Source organism: Pectobacterium polaris (assembly GCF_002307355.1).
Taxonomy (GTDB): Bacteria; Pseudomonadota; Gammaproteobacteria; order Enterobacterales; family Enterobacteriaceae; genus Pectobacterium; species Pectobacterium polare.
Map to the genome: position 1 here is coordinate 1,673,987 of NZ_CP017481.1, position 14,845 is coordinate 1,688,831.

Below are 14,845 nucleotides of genomic sequence, written 5' to 3' on the forward strand. Positions count from 1 at the left end.
CTGTTTATTTTTAAACTGGTAATGGATTGTTTTAAGTGAAAGCGGGTTGTTAAATATTGTTTTAATAAATGTTTTTATTTTTAATGTGAGAAAACTATATTTCACAAATAGGGAAAATAAAATGTGATAGCCATCAATAATCGATAATTATTTATATGGTTAACAATACTTGTATGTAACAGGATTCATTAATTAAATGACAAGATATTTCTTTTTTATCTCTTCAAAATAATGACGCAGCGGTAATGTTATTACCGCTACGCGATGATGCTTGGCTCAGAGGATGCCTTAGTCCAGATAGAACACCGGTTCCAGTGCATCGCTAACCGGGCTGTTATCTGGATTGGCGGGCATGACGTCGCTCATGTGTTTCCACCAGCGCTGACAGACATCCGTTTGTGCAATCGCTTCCCAGCGTGCTTCGGATTCGACCTCGACATAGCCGAACAGCAGATTGCGCTGCTTATCCAGAAAAATGCTGTAGTGGTGCGCCCCGTGGTTCTTGAGTACCTCGGCCAGTTCCGGCCAGATAGGATTGTGGCGACGCTGATATTCATCGTGACTGCCAGGAAAAACTGACATCACAAAAGCCTTACGCAACATGGATGAAATCCCCCGTAGTCGTTGGCAGAACGCCACGGCGGTGAGGCCGTGGCTATTTGAGGCGTGCACTACACGCGCAGCGCGGCTTCCATTGGCGTGACGCCGAAACGTTTACCCAATGCGATCAGCTCTTCGGTCGAGATCGTTTGTTTCTTACCGCCCATTGATATCACTTTCACCATCACTTCGGCGGATTTCTCTGCGGTATCGATCAGGCCGAAGGCTTCATCCAGCGTCGGGCCGGTGCCGAAGATGCCGTGGAATGGCCATAGTACCAGCGAATGGCGCTTCATTTGTTCGGAGGTGGCATCGCCAATGGCATCGGTGCCCGGCACCATCCACGGCACAATCCCCACGCCGTCCGGGAAGACGACCAGACACTCCGTGCTGCCTTCCCACAGTTCACGGGTGAATTTAGCGGTATCCAGCTCCAGCACATAGCTCAAGGCGATCAGGTTGGTCGCGTGGCAGTGCATGATGACGCGGTCGCGCCCGTGAGTGACGCCCATACGGACAATGTGCGACTGGAAATGCGAAGCCAGTTCAGAAGTCGGCAGGCCGCCGTTGGTGAGCCCCCAGAAAATGCGATAGCCTTTACCGTCGCTATCGACCTGCAACACCACCAGTGAATCAGCTGGATCCAACTGCACGTTGCGAAAAAATTTGCCGGAGCCGGTGACGATAAACCAGCAGTCTGCCAGCGCAGGCATTGGTTGTGAAAGTGCTTCATGGCGCGGCTGTGGATAGAAATCGCTTTCATAAGGCGTCACATCCTCAGCCGTCAGGCGCAGGCTGACGTTACCGCCGTTACGTTCGTCCCAGCCTTTGAGCCACATGTCGCTGGTGGCTTTAATCATTCCCTGTACAAACCAGGAAGAGAGAATTGCTTGCATAGTCTTACCCTTGACGTTGAGTGAGGATGGTTTCTTCATACTGACGCACCTGTTGCAGCCATTCGCTGCCCGGGATGACGTCATGACGCTGGCAGTAGTGTTCCCACACGGCCTGCCACGGCAGTGATTTTTGCTCTTCCAGCAGAGCCAGACGCGCGGTGTAATCGCCGTTTTGTTCCAGTGTGCGCAGCGTTTCCGTAGGTTCCAGCAGCGCGCGCAGCAGGGCTTTCTTCATATTGCGGGTGCCGATGACCCAGGCGGCGATACGGTTGATCGAGGCATCAAAGAAATCGAGCCCGATATGCACGCGGTTAAGCAGCTTATGGCGCACGATTTCGTGTGCGATGGCCTGCGTTTCGTCGTCCAGCAACACCACATGGTCGCTGTCCCAGCGTACCGGGCGGCTAACGTGCAGCAGCAGGCGCGGGACGTACAGAATCGCGCTGGAAATCTTGTCGGAAATCACTTCGGTTGGGTGGAAGTGTCCGGCATCCAGACAGAGCGCGGTGCCGCGGCTGGCTGCGTAGCCAAGGCAGAATTCGCTGGAGCCGACGGTAAAACTTTCCGCGCCGATCCCGAACAGCTTACTTTCCACCGCGTCGATATGATGTGCCTGATCGAGCGGTTCGGCGATGACTTCATCCAGCGCGCTCAGCAGCCGCTGGCGGAATGCCAGACGATCGATGGTCAAGTCTTTCATGCCGTCCGGCACCCAGATATTCATTACGGACGGCGTGCCGAGTTCGCGCCCGAAGTAGGCGGAAATCCGGCGGCTAGCCTGACAGTGTTCAATCCAGAAACGGCGTACTTTTTCGTCTGGATGCGACAGGGTAAAGCCGTCCGCGCTCAGCGGATGAGAAAAGCAGGTCGGGTTAAAATCCAGTCCGAGCTGGTGGCGTTTGGCCCATGCAACCCAGGTGCTGAAATGCTCGGGGCAATCTCGTTACGGGCGACGGGCTGTGCAGATTCCAGATAGATGGCGTGCAGGTTCAGCCGTTTAGGACCTGGGATCAGCGCAAAGGCCTGTTCCAGATCGGCACGCAGTTCATTCGGCGTGCTCGCCTTACCGGGGTAATTGCCAGTGGCCTGAATACCGCCGGTTAATGGCCCGCCAGTGTTCTCGAATCCGGCTACATCATCGCCCTGCCAGCAGTGCATTGACACCGGAATCTGGTCGAGCTGTTCCAGCACGGCCTCTACGTCAACATTTAGGCTGGCATAACGTGCTTTTGCCAACTGCCAGGCAGCTTCAATTGGTGTGCTCATTGCGTAGTCTCCTTTTTGCCCTGTGGGGCGGTTTCTGGCTGGCTGAGCGCCTGAAAACGACGCCAGTGCCCGGCAAAATCACTCTCCGCACGCGGGGTATAGCGATGCAGAGGGAAGTTATGAGTCAGTATGTGCCGGAATGCGGCAAGGTCGGCGACGGCGTCCAGCGCCATCAGTTGGCAGCCGATATTGCCAAGCGTCGAGGCTTCGACCGGCCCGGCCAGAACCGGAATCTGGCACACATCGGCGCACAGTTGGTTCAGGAAGGCGTTCTGGCTGCCGCCGCCGACAATATGCAGTTGGCGGATTGGCGCGTGGCGCAGTTCGCCCAGTTCCAGTACCACCTGTCGGTAGAGCAGTGCGAGGCTGTCGAAGATGCAGCGTGCCAGTTCGGCATCGCTTTGGGGCACGGGCTGGCCGTGCTCACGGCAATAGTCACGGATCGCCTGATGCATGGACGGCGGATTGATAAAGCGATCGTCATTCGGGTTAATCAGACTGACGAAAGCGGGCAGGGCGGCGGCGGACTGAATCAGCGCGCCTAAGTCCTTGATGTCACGCTCCTGACAAACGCGCTGTAGCAGCCACAGGCCCATGATGTTTTTCAGTACCCGATAGGTGCCATCCACGCCACCTTCGTTGGTGATATTGGCGGCCAGCGCCTGCGGGCTGTTAAACGGCGTGTCGCTCTCGATGCCCATTAGTGACCAGGTACCGGAGCTAAGGTAGGCGCTTTCGCGGCTCTGCAACGGCGCGCCGACCACCGCGCTGGCGGTGTCGTGCGTGGCGACGGCGGTGACGGGAATTTGCCGTCCGCTCGGCGCTGTCCAGTTCCCTACCGCGTGCCCCGGCTGCACCAGATCGCTCAACCAACGGTGCGGGATGCCCAGATAGTCCAGCAGTTCGCTGTCCCAGGTTTTCTTTTCCAGATTAAGCAGTTGGGTCGTGCTGGCATTGGTGTATTCGCAGACCCGATTCCCCGTAAGGCGATAGTGAAAATAGTCGGGAATCAGCAGCAGGTGTGCCACCTGATTCAGATCGTCAGATGATGTGTCACACAGCGCTTTAAGCTGGTACAGCGTATTAAATGGCAGGAACTGAATGCCGGTACGCTGATAGATCGCTTCACGCCCCAGTTCGGCAGTAACGGTCGCCATCACGCCGTCGGTGCGGTGGTCGCGATAGGAATACGGCAGGCCAACACGCTGCCCGTCCTTATCCAGCAGCACATAGTCCACGCCCCAGCTGTCGATCCCGATGCTATCGGGGGTGATACCCATGGCATCGATTTGGTGTAATCCGGTGAGGATGTCGCCTTCCAGCGCGGCCAGATCCCACTGGTGATGGTTGTCCTGAAACACCAGCGTATTGCTGAAACGGTGAATTTCTTTCAGCGTCAGATGCTGCGTTGCGGTGTGCAAGGTTGCCAGCATGACCCGACCACTGGATGCACCTAAATCCACCGCCACGATATTCTTCACCGCCATAGCCGCACTCCTTAATTGTTAGATGTGTTGCAGTGTAAGGAGCGGTAACAGAAGCCACCTTCCGATGAGTGCCATCTACAACAGGCGGTTGGCAAAATGACAAAGCTGACCGTGAAAGGGCTCACAATCTGGGAAATTATTTAGGGAATAACCATGAAAAAATCAGGGAAAAGGCGGTGTGATCCTTACCACACTTCAATCAATTAGGCGGTGCGATCTTAAAAAAAGAGCAGCCAGATGGCGCGTGGGCGACGGTATTTGAAGGCCGGTCTTGTGGCTTCTGGCTACCCTTTTTCAAAGGCTGCACTTTTGCCAGAGGCTGAATGGAGAACTGAAATGACGTTACTTCGTGGTGATGATTTTTTTACTTCGCGTGCCGTAACAGTTGCGGTGGAGCCGCGCACCCCACAAGCGGCGTTTCCTGAGCATTATCACGATTTCTGGGAAATTGTGCTGGTGGAGCAGGGCGCTGGCGTCCATGTATTTAACGATCAGCCCTATGCCCTGTGCAGCGGCTCGGTATTCTTCGTTCGCGATAACGATCGGCATCTGTTTGAAGACGTGGAAGGGCTGTGCCTGACCAACATGCTGTACCGCTCGCCGCGCGGATTCCGCTTCCTTTCCGATATCGCCGCCTTTTTGCCTTATGGCCCGAACGGCGAGTGGCAAGGGCAGTGGCAGGTGAATGCGGCGGGGATGCAGCAACTGAAGCAGTCGATGAACAGTCTGGCGGAACTGGCGCAGAGTGATGCACCGGAAGCGATTGCCGCCAGCGAGAGCCTGTTTCTGCACATTCTGGTGCAGTTGCGCCAGCACTGTTTCCAGACGCAGGCCAACGGCCCCGAGCGTCAGGGGGTACAGGCGCTGTTGGGCTGGCTGCAAAATAACTACAGCGAAGAGGTGAACTGGGGCAATCTGGCCGATCAGTTCTCGCTGCCGCTGCGTACGCTGCACCGTCAGCTCAAACAACACACCGGTATGACGCCACAACGCTATCTGAATCGGTTAAGATTACTGGAGGCTCGTCGGCGGTTGCAGCAGAGTGATGATTCTATCACCACTATTGCGCACGCCTGTGGATTTAGCGACAGCAATCACTTCTCGACGCAATTCCGCAAGGCATTCTCGCAGGCACCTAAGTCACTGCGCCATCAGGCGTTTTCTCGTGAAGAGTAGGTAACGGCAACTGCGGGTGAGGGAATGACGACAGTAATACGGGGTTTGAAATTACAGACTGAAGACTATTTCCTCACCGACAAGAATGCCGTGATGGTTGCCGAACGGCATCCGCAGCCCGTGTTTCCGCTACATCATCATGATTTCGACGAGCTGGTGATTGTCTGGCGTGGCAATGGCCTGCACCTCTGGAACGATGTGCCTTACCGCATTACTCGCGGCGATATGTTCTATGTCTCCGCGAACGATCGCCACAGCTATGAATCCGTCCACGGGCTCGAACTGGACAACATTCTCTATATCCGCAATCGTCTGACGCTATCTGCCGATTGGCAAGCGTTGCTGCCGGGCGGGGAGCTTCCACAAAGCCAGCGCCACTGGTGTTTAGGCTCGGAAGGCATGGATACCATCCGCGAGAAGGTGGATGCGCTGACGCAGGAGTGTATGAAGTCAGATGCGCTGTCGCTGCAACTGAGTGAGGCGCTGCTGTTACAGATTGCTCTGCTGGCGGCGCGCTATCGTCACACGCCGGATAGTCCGCAACTGGCCGATGCGCATCAGTTGGATATGTTGATGAATGCCCTACGTGCCAGCATCGCGGCCCCGTTCCGCTTTGAAGCCTTCTGCGAACAGCACCACTTTAGCGCCCGCAGTTTACGTTCGCGCTTTAAAGAACAAACTGGCATGAGCGTGCCGCACTACCTGCGCCAGCTACGGCTATGCAAGGCGATGGAACTGCTGCGTTATGACCTGCAAACCATTGGCGACGTCGCCGCGCTGTGCGGTTTTGAAGACAGCAACTACTTCTCCGTGGTGTTCCATCAGGCGTTCGGCGTCTCACCCAGCGCCTACCGCCAGCGCTTCCTGAATGTGGAGTGACACCCGCATCGTTCAGAGTTAATATCATTGGTGACACCAATGATATTAACCGGAGCACATCATGGCTGACACGCCACGCCAAACCACGACGCTGCGCATCGATCAGGACATTAAAGAACGACTGAAAACGTTGGCCGATGACCTCCATAGCTCAGCCCATGCGCTGATGCTGGAAGCCATTGCCGAATACGTGGAGCGCGAAGAAAAACGCAGTCAGTACCGTAAAGAGGCGCTGGCCGCGTGGGAGGAATACCAGAACACTGGCGAACACATCACCGCAGATGAGACTGTCACCTGGTTAGAATCCTGGGGTTCTGGGCATGAACAGGATGCGCCTGCATGCCACAAGTGATTGTTTCAGAACGCGCGAGGCGTGATTTGCAGCGTCTGCAGGATTTTCTAAAAAACAAAAATGCGCTGGCTGCGAAAAAGGCCGCTGAAGTTTTGATTCGGGGCATTCGTCAGTTAGAAGCGCTGCCGAATATCGGGCGACCAGTTGAACATCTCCCTCTTGAATATCAGGAACTGGTGATCGAATTCGGCAGCAGCGGGTACGTGATGCTTTACCGCCATGATGAACTGACAGACAGAGTGGTGATACTAACCGTCAAGCATCAAAAAGAAGCGGGTTACCAAAACCCTTAATACTGTCCTCTGAGATTACCCATTCGCCAAATTCAGCGGGCCACTACACGTCAATAGCGCTATTCCGCTACGGTCGAGAGCAGCAGGCGCGTGTAAGGGTGCTGCGGCTGATTGAAGATCTGCTCGACCGGCCCTGTTTCTACGATATCCCCGTCTTTCATGACCGCGATGCGGTGGCTCATATGCTGTACCACGCCTAGATCGTGGGAGATGAACAGCATCGTCAGCCCCAGTTGGCGCTGTAACGCCACCAGCAAATCCAACACCTGTGCCTGTGTGGTGACGTCCAGTGCCGATACCGGTTCGTCGCAGATCAGAATCTCGGGTTCTGAAGCCAGCGCCTGTGCGATGGAGACGCGCTGACGTTGCCCGCCGGACAGCGCCGTTGGGCGGCGGCTCAGTAGGTCGGGCGTCAAGCCGACATACTCGAGCAGCGTCAGAATGCGCCGCTGTTTCTCATCGTCGCTCAAATCGCGGCGCAAGCGCAGCGGCTGATTCAGAATCTGGGCGACGGTAAATTGCGGATCGAACGAGCTAAGCGGATCCTGTGTGATCGTCTGAATACGCGCGCGTAGCGGTCGGCGCTCGCGTTCCGTTAATGTGCTCCAGGCATTGTCCGCGAGTCGGACTTCGCCGCTGTCCGGCTTTTGCAGCGCCAGAATGACTTTGCCCAGCGTGGTTTTCCCCGAACCGGATTCCCCGACGATGCCCAGCGTTTCGCCGCGTTTGATCTGGAGAGAAACCTGATTGACGGCCTGCATTCGGCTGCCGTCCGGGCGCTTGAACGACACGGCAATGCGATCCGCCGTGAGTGCAATGGCGTCGTCGGTGTTGGTGTGATCGGCTGCCAAAGAAGCGGGTGACGGTGCAATGCCGTTCTGTAACGGGTCGGCACCAGCCAGCCATTTTCCACGTGTAGATGCGGTCGGGATCGCCGCCAGCAGCTTGCGGGTATAGGGATGTGTTGGCGCTGATAGGATCTGCCGCGCCTCACCGCCTTCTACCAGCGATCCTTGCTGCATCACGATAACGCGATCGGCCACCTCTGCGACGACAGCAAGATCGTGAGTGATCAGTAAAACGCCGTGCCCTGCCTGCGCCAATGCCGTGAAGACTTTCAACACCTGCTTTTGCACCGTGGCATCCAGCGCGGTGGTGGGTTCATCGGCAATCAGCAGCTGTGGGCCCGCAGCCAACGCGGAAGCGATAAGCGCACGCTGACGCAGCCCGCCGGACAGTTCATGCGGATACTGCGCCGCGCGATTCTCTGGATCGGGAATGCCCGCCTTTGCCAGGAGTTCGGCAACGCGTGCGGGAACCTGTTGGCGAGGCAATAGGCGATGGGTCAGAATCGGCTCGGCGACTTCCTGCCCGATCTTACGCAGCGGGTCGAGAGACACTAGCGCATCCTGCAAAACAAAGCCGATTTCACGGCCGCGAATCGCCCGCCAGTCCCGGTCGGTCAGATAGCGTAAATCACACAGGCTGCCGTCATGGCGCGTGAGCTCAATCGCGTTTGCCTGTACGTCAACATTTTCACCAGCCAGACCCACCAGCGTGCGAGCGGTGACGGATTTCCCTGAACCCGATTCGCCGACCAGCGCCAGAATTTCTCCGGCATTCACCTGAAATGAAAGGTTTTTAACCGAACGAACGGGGCCGAAAGGGCTGGGAAAAGTCACGCTCAGGCCGTCTACGCGCAGCAGCGGCGTCTTTGCGGACGTTTCTGAAGATGAATGAGAGGGGTGAGAATGTGTGTTCAGGCTCATCGTGCCTCTCCTTTTGCCAAAATGGCCTGTAAACGACGTCCCAGCAGCGTGATGGAAATCACCGACAGCGCGACGACGCTGGCGGGCAGCAGGCTGACCCACGGTGCGATATCAAGGAAGTTGCGTCCGTCGGCCAGTAGCGCGCCCCATTCGGCGGTCGGTGGGACGACGCCTAGCCCCAGAAAGCTCAGCGCCGAGGCGGACAGCACCGCGTGGCCGACGCCGATAGTGGCGACAATCAGCAGCGGGCGCAGCGTATTGGGAATGATATGGCGGAAGACGATATACAGCGGGTGTTCACCCAGCGCAATCGCATGCTCAACGTAGCCGGATAGCCTGACTTGCAGCACCTGAGAGCGAATTAAACGTGCATAGCCAGCAATCCCCGCCAGACCGACGGCCAGCATGGTATTTTCCGGGCCGCGCCCCAGGACGGCGATGACCAGTAGCGCCAGCAGCAGATCGGGAAACGCCAGCATGATGTCCAGCAGACGTACCAGAACCTGACGGATGCGCAGCGGCGCGAGCACCGACAGCGTGCCAAACAGCACACCGCCGACGCAGGCGATCAGCATCGCGCCGACGCCAATCCCCAGCGACAGCGAAGTGCCGTGAACGATACGGGAAAAAATGTCGCGTCCCAGTTGATCGGTGCCGAACCAATAGGTGGAATTTGGCGACTGAAATACCGCGCCCATATCCATTTCATCGGCGGTACGGCTGGTAAACAGCGAGGGGAAAAAGACCGCCAGCGCCAGCAGGAAAACGATAGCGGCAGGCAGCAACGTCGCCGTGCTCAGCCACGGGCTACGATAGGTTTTTCTTGAGGGCGTTTGCGCAAAGGGCATAGGTTCACTACTCATGGGCGCTCGCCTTCTTGCGTAAGCGGGGATCGATAATGAGGTACAGCGCATCCACCAGCAGGTTGATAACGACGAACAGGAACGCGGACAGCATGACGACGCCCAGCACCAGCGGCATGTCGCGGTTTTCAATCGCGCTCAGCGTGACCTGTCCAATCCCCGCGCGGCCAAAGACGGTTTCGGTCAGCACGGAGCCGCCGAGTACGCTTGCCAGCAGTGTGCCGGTCAGCGTTGAGGCGGCCAGCGCCGCGTGGCGTAAACCGTGGCGGAAACGCAGTCGGATTTCACTGACGCCGCGCGTACGCACGGTGAGCGAGAACGGCTGAGAGAGCGCATCTTCCAGACCGTCGCGCAGCACCTGACTCAGAATGGCGGCAATCGGCAGGCCTAGCGTGATAACTGGCAGCACTAGCGACATGACGCCGTCGTTGCCGGTGACCGGAAACCATTGCAGACGAAAACTGAACAGGCTTAACAGGACGATACCAATCCAGTAGACCGGCGTGCTAAGCAGCGTGAGCTCCAGCCAGGAAACGGCGGTACGCAGCGCGCCATAGCGGCCTGCGGTCAGCAGTGCGCTGGTGATGGCAAGGAGCAACGCCAGAATCAGGCCGCCGAGCGCCAGCGGTAAGGTTTCATGCATCGCATCGCTAATCACGCTGCCGACAGGCAGACGGTAGAGATAGCTGACGCCAAAATCGCCCTGTAGCGCCTGCCCGCAGTAACGCAGATATTGCACCCACAGCGGCTGGTCGAGCCCAAATTGTTTGATGAGTACGGCGCGATAGGCTTCATCCACCACGTTATCGCCGCCGCTAAGAATGGCGACCGGATCGCCGGGGATCAGTTTGACGGCAATAAACGTCAATGTGGCTGCGCCCCAGAGCACAGCCAGAATGGTGAAAAGACGTTTACCTATCGCGTACAGATTAACGTTTAATCCAGACATCATAGAAGTTCGGTTTTGCGTTGGTGGCCCAGCTTATGCCCTGTACCTGTTTGGACAGGCCGAGTTGATAGGCGGGAATGTACAGTGGAACAACATACGCCTGATCGATGACCTCACGCTGTATCTCGCTATAGAGCTGTTTACGTTCCGCTTCGCCGGCACCGATGGCTTTTCTCAGTTTACCGTCCAGCGCGCTGATGCGAGTAAAGCCGTTACCGTTCGGTGGCGCATAGGCCGAATCGAACACGGTACGCAGAATATCTGGCTCTGCGCGCACGAAGAAGTTAGAGGCGATATCGTACTCGTTGGCATTGGTGCGTGTGGTGAATTCACCCGCATCAACTGGCGTCAGTTTGACTTCGAAGCCTGCCTGCTTCACCTGATATTGCACCGCCTGGAACAGCGCGACATCCGCAGCTTCAACGTTAGTCGAAGCATAGACGAAGCTGACGCTCAGGCGTTGGCCATCTTTGGTTCGGAAGCCTTCGCCGTCTTTCTGTTTCCAGCCTGCGTTATCCAACAGTTCGTTGGCTTTTTTCGCATCAAAGCCCCAGCGGGACGCGACGCTCGGATCGTAGTACAGCGTGGCCGGGCCGAGAACGTTATCGGCGGCTTTCAACGTACCGAAGAAGGCGACTTTCACTGCCGCGTTGGTATCTACCGCGCTCTGGAATGCCTTACGCACCGCGACATCCTGGAAAGGGCCTTTGGTGGTGTTGAGATAGAGTACGCGGTTAACGCCTGGGTTCTCATAGGTGATCACTTCCAGCTTCGGATTGCGTTTCACCGTCGGGAAATTGGCAGGCGGCACGGCGTCAATCGCCTGAATCTGGCCGCTGCTCAGTGCGCCAAGGCGAACCGACGCTTCCGGCAGGTATTTGAACACCAGACCGTCCAGATAGGCTGGGCCCGTGTGTTTGGCATAACCCGGTCCCCAGTTGTAATCAGGGCGTTTTGTCAGCTTGCTGCCGCTGCCTTTCACAAAGGAATCGAGAATAAACGGACCGGAACCCACCACGGTGGTGCTGGTATTTGGTGTTTTCTTCAGGTACGTCGGTGATTGAATGCCCAGATACGGCAGGCTCAGCCCTTGTAACAGCGCCGCAAATGGTGAGCTGTAATGGAGCACAATCGTATAGTCATCCGGCGTTGAGATCTTGTCGATAGGACCTAACAGCGATTTCGCGTAGCTGGAGGTGGTTTTCGGATCGAGAATACGCTCGATGTTGTATTTCACCGCTTCCGCATCCAGCTTGGTGCCGTCGCTGAACGTCACGTCCTTGCGCAGGTGGAAGGTGTACTCGGTGTTGTTGTCGTTAATTTTCCAGCTTTCCGCCAGCCAGGGCGTAAAGCGGTTATCTTCCGCCTGTCCGACCAGTGAATCCACCACGTTACGCGCAATCAGCGCTGTGACGCCATAGGCCGTAATGTGCGGGTCGATAATCGGCGTATCGCTGCCCAATCCGACATTCAGAATGCCGCCAGACACCGGTTTTTCACCGGTTTCCGCAGCATACGCACCGGGATTGAATGCGAAAAGTAACGAGAGTAACCCTGCGGCGAGAGTCGTAACTTGCGGATGATTTTTTTCCATTCCCTGTGTCCCTTACAAATGACATGAGGCCATACACGGCGGTGTTTTTCGCTACTCTAGAGGGCGTGCTTATGCATGTAAAATAATAAAAATGGATTTTCAATTCCATAAAAATATATATACGAACGCTGGCTGCCACGATTCAGGTGTCTCAGCAACCTTATGATTCAGGCCTCTTTTTATTCGTTCGCGATGTATTCCCTCCATAACGGCAACTACGCTTATTTCATGGCCTACGGCTCCAGACGGAGGGCTGCATGGAGACACCAGAGGTTTGTGACGTTAAATCAAATGGATATGCGCGTTTGTTTGATTTTCTCTCTGAGGTTGGCGTGACGCTCTACACGGGTGTGACAGGTGGCGGGGTGATTCATTTTGTTAAAGACATTCATCCCGTTGACTGGTCGATTCAGGATAAAACCGGGTTTTTAACGCTGTGTGAGTACAGCGCGGGCTTTGTTCCGCTGGGCTACTATCTCGCCAGTGGAAAATACGCGGCGGCGGTGGCTACCACGGGAGCGGCTACGAAGCTGTTAGGCTGTGGGCTTAGCGATGCCAAGCTGCATGATATTCCTGCGGTTTATCTGGTCGCGCTATCGGGGAAGCATACGGAAGGCCTCTTACCGTTACAGGATACGTGGGAGCACGGTAGCAATATTGTGCAACAACTGCGGGCCGAGCTGCCTGATTCGGTTTTTGTGCTCGACAACCCGCAGGCGCTGAATGAAACATTGGCATTGGCAAGGGCGCAGTTGGGAAACGCGAAGCCAGTGGTACTTGTGTTGATGCACCATGCGCTGGCTGAAGCCACCAGTGAGAATGCTCTTCCTCCAGATTCACGACCCGCTTCTGCCTGTGACGATCTCGGCGGCGTTGTCGATCGCTTTCGTCAGGCGGTGCAGGGGAAGCGCGTGGTGATGTTGGTTGGCGAGGAGATGGCGCGGTATCCCAATGCGCCAGCGTTGACGACCCAGCTCGCTATGCAACTGCATGCCGCAACGGTGTGGACGATCAACGGTGCGAATGCCGTCAGCCGAGATAATCCGTATGGTTACGGCTATATCGGATTTGGTGGAAACGACTGTGCGACGGTGCTTTATGCCTTACTGAATGGCGATGATGTTCTGCTGGTTCTGGGGGCGAGCCCTGATGAATATTCGGTAAATTTACAGCCTTTTACCGCTGGCGAAACGTTCTACCTAAGCAATATTACACAGGCCTACGGCCAGATTGAGGGCGGCTTTCAGCACCGGGCTTCGGGGTACTATCACCATCTTCATGGGCCGCTCGATCAATCGCTGCTCAGGTTGATTGCGGCTGCGAAAGCGTGCCCCTTTGCTAACACGGGAGCCGAACCTGCACCGCACAACCTAAATCATCATGCCTTCGCTTCTCCGCGTCAGGGTTACGTCAACATGGCGACGCTATATCAGCGTCTGGATAGCTGGTGGCCTGCGGACTCGATTGGGTTTGATGATATTTGCCTTGCGTATAAAGATCGCCAGTACGTGACGCAGCGGCCGCATCCCCATATTCGTTTCTATTCGTTTTACCGGGGTTCGGCGATGGGCGGCGCATTTGGCGCAGCTGTGGGTGCGAAGCTGGCTCGGCCGGAACACGCGGTCTTTTTATTCACCGGTGATGGCTGCTTTCGCCAGTTTTCTGGCGCGTTAGGAGAAGTTCGGGAACTCGGTATTGTCATCTTCCTGTTAAATAATGAGAGCCTGGCTATCGTGGCGCAAGGGTTGCCCAAGATCCTGCCGGAGGTCGCGCCAGAACACTATCACGCTGGCGTGTGTGCTCTCGACTATTGCGCCATTGCTAAGGCCTGTGGCTGGGATGTGAAGCAGCTTCAGCCCGACCTCGCCAATTTAGAGGATGTGCTGGTCAGGGCGGGCGAAATTGGGCGTCCTTCTCTACTGATTGAAGTGCCTGTTGATGCGCATCAACGGCTGGGGAGCAATCCACGTATACGGAATCTTTAAGGAGGCTCCATGTCACTCGTGTTGCTTGAGAAGATTGATGCGTGCTATCTGGCATTGAGCGGTGCTGTATTGCCTTCGCCTGCTGGCGTGGCTGAACGCAACAGATGGCTGCATGAACAGGCACCTTATAGCGTGTTGGCGCAAGGAGTGGGGGACGATCCTCACTTTATTTATGCCAATCGCTTTGCACTCGACTGCTTCGGGTATAGCGAAGCAGAAATGCTGGCATTGCCTTCTCGACTGTGTGTCGAGACCTCTTTACGGTCAGCACGGCAGCAGTTTCTGGAAAGCGTGTCTCAGCAAGGGATCGCCAATAACTACGAAGGAATCCGGGTCAAGAAAAACGGGCAGACATTTCCGATTTATGGCGGCGTGGTCTGGCAGTTACGCCATCCGGATGGGACGTCATGGGGAATGGCCTCGCTATTCTGGCGCGAGGAGCATCAGCGGCCAGATTGGTTCAAACCTGATTAAGAAATAAGCATGGAATGAGGCTTTATGGAACGCCTTATCCCGTCGATCTATTGCAACTGAATATCAGCGCTCAGTGAAGTAAGTGAAAACGCGGGATCGGATTCGTGCGTGATGCAAAGGGAGAATATGAGTGACTAAACTGTGATCGTTTCACAAAAAAATAACCAGGCTATTTCTTATTGATAATATTATTGGTGAATTATTATTCTTTCTCATCATTTGGGATATACATTTCTGACATATTAGAGAATCTGGTTTTTCA

13 protein-coding genes and 1 pseudogene are annotated in these 14,845 nt (G+C 55.8%); 6 read left to right on the forward strand and 8 right to left on the reverse strand.

Annotation, left to right across the window (positions count from 1 at the left end; genetic code table 11):
• Nucleotides 1-288 precede the first annotated feature (288 nt).
• The 4 genes and pseudogenes from rhaM to rhaB all read right to left on the reverse strand — a co-directional run bounded on the left by rhaM (nucleotide 289) and on the right by rhaB (nucleotide 4,249).
• On the reverse strand, nucleotides 289-603 hold the full coding sequence (gene rhaM, locus BJJ97_RS07585; RefSeq protein ID WP_039482034.1) for an L-rhamnose mutarotase: 315 nt from the start codon (nucleotides 601-603) through the stop codon (nucleotides 289-291).
• Nucleotides 604-671: 68 nt separating this feature from the next.
• Complete coding sequence (gene rhaD / locus BJJ97_RS07590) at nucleotides 672-1,496, reverse strand: rhamnulose-1-phosphate aldolase (RefSeq protein WP_010285281.1); 825 nt, start codon at nucleotides 1,494-1,496, stop codon at nucleotides 672-674.
• A 4-nt stretch (nucleotides 1,497-1,500) separates the two neighbouring features.
• Nucleotides 1,501-2,762 (reverse strand): annotated as a pseudogene (locus BJJ97_RS07595) (L-rhamnose isomerase).
• Nucleotides 2,759-4,249, reverse strand: coding sequence for a rhamnulokinase (gene rhaB, locus BJJ97_RS07600; RefSeq protein WP_095993542.1), 1,491 nt, complete (start codon nucleotides 4,247-4,249; stop codon nucleotides 2,759-2,761). The pseudogene BJJ97_RS07595 and the gene rhaB overlap by 4 nt, the downstream one beginning before the upstream one ends.
• 336 nt (nucleotides 4,250-4,585) lie before the next feature.
• Between rhaB and rhaS the strand changes: the two genes are divergently transcribed.
• The 4 genes from rhaS to BJJ97_RS07620 all read left to right on the forward strand — a co-directional run bounded on the left by rhaS (nucleotide 4,586) and on the right by BJJ97_RS07620 (nucleotide 6,949).
• Nucleotides 4,586-5,425 carry an HTH-type transcriptional activator RhaS gene (gene rhaS, locus BJJ97_RS07605; protein WP_095993543.1) on the forward strand — a complete coding sequence of 280 codons (840 nt, stop codon included), beginning with the start codon at nucleotides 4,586-4,588 and terminating at the stop codon, nucleotides 5,423-5,425.
• Between the two features lie 24 nt (nucleotides 5,426-5,449).
• Nucleotides 5,450-6,304, forward strand: a complete 855-nt coding sequence (locus BJJ97_RS07610) for a helix-turn-helix domain-containing protein (RefSeq protein WP_095701452.1) — start codon at nucleotides 5,450-5,452, stop codon at nucleotides 6,302-6,304.
• A gap of 61 nt (nucleotides 6,305-6,365) precedes the next feature.
• Nucleotides 6,366-6,656 (forward strand): CopG family ribbon-helix-helix protein, encoded by a 291-nt coding sequence (locus BJJ97_RS07615; RefSeq protein WP_095993544.1) that lies wholly within the window; start codon nucleotides 6,366-6,368, stop codon nucleotides 6,654-6,656.
• Nucleotides 6,644-6,949 (forward strand): type II toxin-antitoxin system RelE/ParE family toxin, encoded by a 306-nt coding sequence (locus BJJ97_RS07620; RefSeq protein WP_012822278.1) that lies wholly within the window; start codon nucleotides 6,644-6,646, stop codon nucleotides 6,947-6,949. The genes BJJ97_RS07615 and BJJ97_RS07620 overlap by 13 nt, the downstream gene beginning before the upstream one ends.
• Before the next feature lie 59 nt (nucleotides 6,950-7,008).
• On the opposite strand, the gene BJJ97_RS07625 is transcribed toward BJJ97_RS07620, so the two are convergent.
• Genes BJJ97_RS07625 through BJJ97_RS07640 form a run of 4 tightly spaced genes read right to left on the reverse strand, consistent with a single transcriptional unit; the run spans nucleotide 7,009 to nucleotide 12,124 of the window.
• Nucleotides 7,009-8,718, reverse strand: coding sequence for a dipeptide ABC transporter ATP-binding protein (locus BJJ97_RS07625; protein WP_095993545.1), 1,710 nt, complete (start codon nucleotides 8,716-8,718; stop codon nucleotides 7,009-7,011).
• Nucleotides 8,715-9,581: an ABC transporter permease gene (locus tag BJJ97_RS07630; RefSeq protein ID WP_039482013.1), complete on the reverse strand. Its 867-nt coding sequence runs from the start codon at nucleotides 9,579-9,581 to the stop codon at nucleotides 8,715-8,717. Before BJJ97_RS07630 ends, BJJ97_RS07625 begins: the two co-directional genes overlap by 4 nt.
• The gene (locus BJJ97_RS07635) at nucleotides 9,574-10,533 is read right to left on the reverse strand and encodes an ABC transporter permease (protein ID WP_095993546.1); all 960 of its coding nucleotides are present in this window, start codon (nucleotides 10,531-10,533) and stop codon (nucleotides 9,574-9,576) included. The genes BJJ97_RS07630 and BJJ97_RS07635 overlap by 8 nt, the downstream gene beginning before the upstream one ends.
• Complete coding sequence (locus BJJ97_RS07640; protein WP_095701456.1) at nucleotides 10,511-12,124, reverse strand: ABC transporter substrate-binding protein; 1,614 nt, start codon at nucleotides 12,122-12,124, stop codon at nucleotides 10,511-10,513. Before BJJ97_RS07640 ends, BJJ97_RS07635 begins: the two co-directional genes overlap by 23 nt.
• A 257-nt stretch (nucleotides 12,125-12,381) precedes the next feature.
• Between BJJ97_RS07640 and BJJ97_RS07645 the strand changes: the two genes are divergently transcribed.
• On the forward strand, nucleotides 12,382-14,109 hold the full coding sequence (locus BJJ97_RS07645) for a thiamine pyrophosphate-dependent enzyme (RefSeq protein ID WP_095993547.1): 1,728 nt from the start codon (nucleotides 12,382-12,384) through the stop codon (nucleotides 14,107-14,109).
• 9 nt (nucleotides 14,110-14,118) lie between these two features.
• Complete coding sequence (locus BJJ97_RS07650; protein ID WP_095993548.1) at nucleotides 14,119-14,583, forward strand: MEKHLA domain-containing protein; 465 nt, start codon at nucleotides 14,119-14,121, stop codon at nucleotides 14,581-14,583.
• Nucleotides 14,584-14,845: the final 262 nt, after the last annotated feature.

Bases quoted from the DNA above. Each gene is read 5' to 3' on its own strand.
- BJJ97_RS07645 (WP_095993547.1), top strand. From the start codon at position 12,382: ATGGAGACACCAGAGGTTTGTGACGTTAAATCAAATGGATATGCGCGT.
- BJJ97_RS07610 (WP_095701452.1), top strand. From the start codon at position 5,450: ATGACGACAGTAATACGGGGTTTGAAATTACAGACTGAAGACTATTTC.
- BJJ97_RS07640 (WP_095701456.1), bottom strand. From the start codon at position 12,124: ATGGAAAAAAATCATCCGCAAGTTACGACTCTCGCCGCAGGGTTACTC.
- BJJ97_RS07635 (WP_095993546.1), bottom strand. From the start codon at position 10,533: ATGATGTCTGGATTAAACGTTAATCTGTACGCGATAGGTAAACGTCTT.
- rhaS (WP_095993543.1), top strand. From the start codon at position 4,586: ATGACGTTACTTCGTGGTGATGATTTTTTTACTTCGCGTGCCGTAACA.
- BJJ97_RS07615 (WP_095993544.1), top strand. From the start codon at position 6,366: ATGGCTGACACGCCACGCCAAACCACGACGCTGCGCATCGATCAGGAC.
- rhaM (WP_039482034.1), bottom strand. From the start codon at position 603: ATGTTGCGTAAGGCTTTTGTGATGTCAGTTTTTCCTGGCAGTCACGAT.
- BJJ97_RS07625 (WP_095993545.1), bottom strand. From the start codon at position 8,718: ATGAGCCTGAACACACATTCTCACCCCTCTCATTCATCTTCAGAAACG.
- BJJ97_RS07620 (WP_012822278.1), top strand. From the start codon at position 6,644: ATGCCACAAGTGATTGTTTCAGAACGCGCGAGGCGTGATTTGCAGCGT.
- rhaB (WP_095993542.1), bottom strand. From the start codon at position 4,249: ATGGCGGTGAAGAATATCGTGGCGGTGGATTTAGGTGCATCCAGTGGT.
- BJJ97_RS07650 (WP_095993548.1), top strand. From the start codon at position 14,119: ATGTCACTCGTGTTGCTTGAGAAGATTGATGCGTGCTATCTGGCATTG.
- rhaD (WP_010285281.1), bottom strand. From the start codon at position 1,496: ATGCAAGCAATTCTCTCTTCCTGGTTTGTACAGGGAATGATTAAAGCC.
- BJJ97_RS07630 (WP_039482013.1), bottom strand. From the start codon at position 9,581: ATGAGTAGTGAACCTATGCCCTTTGCGCAAACGCCCTCAAGAAAAACC.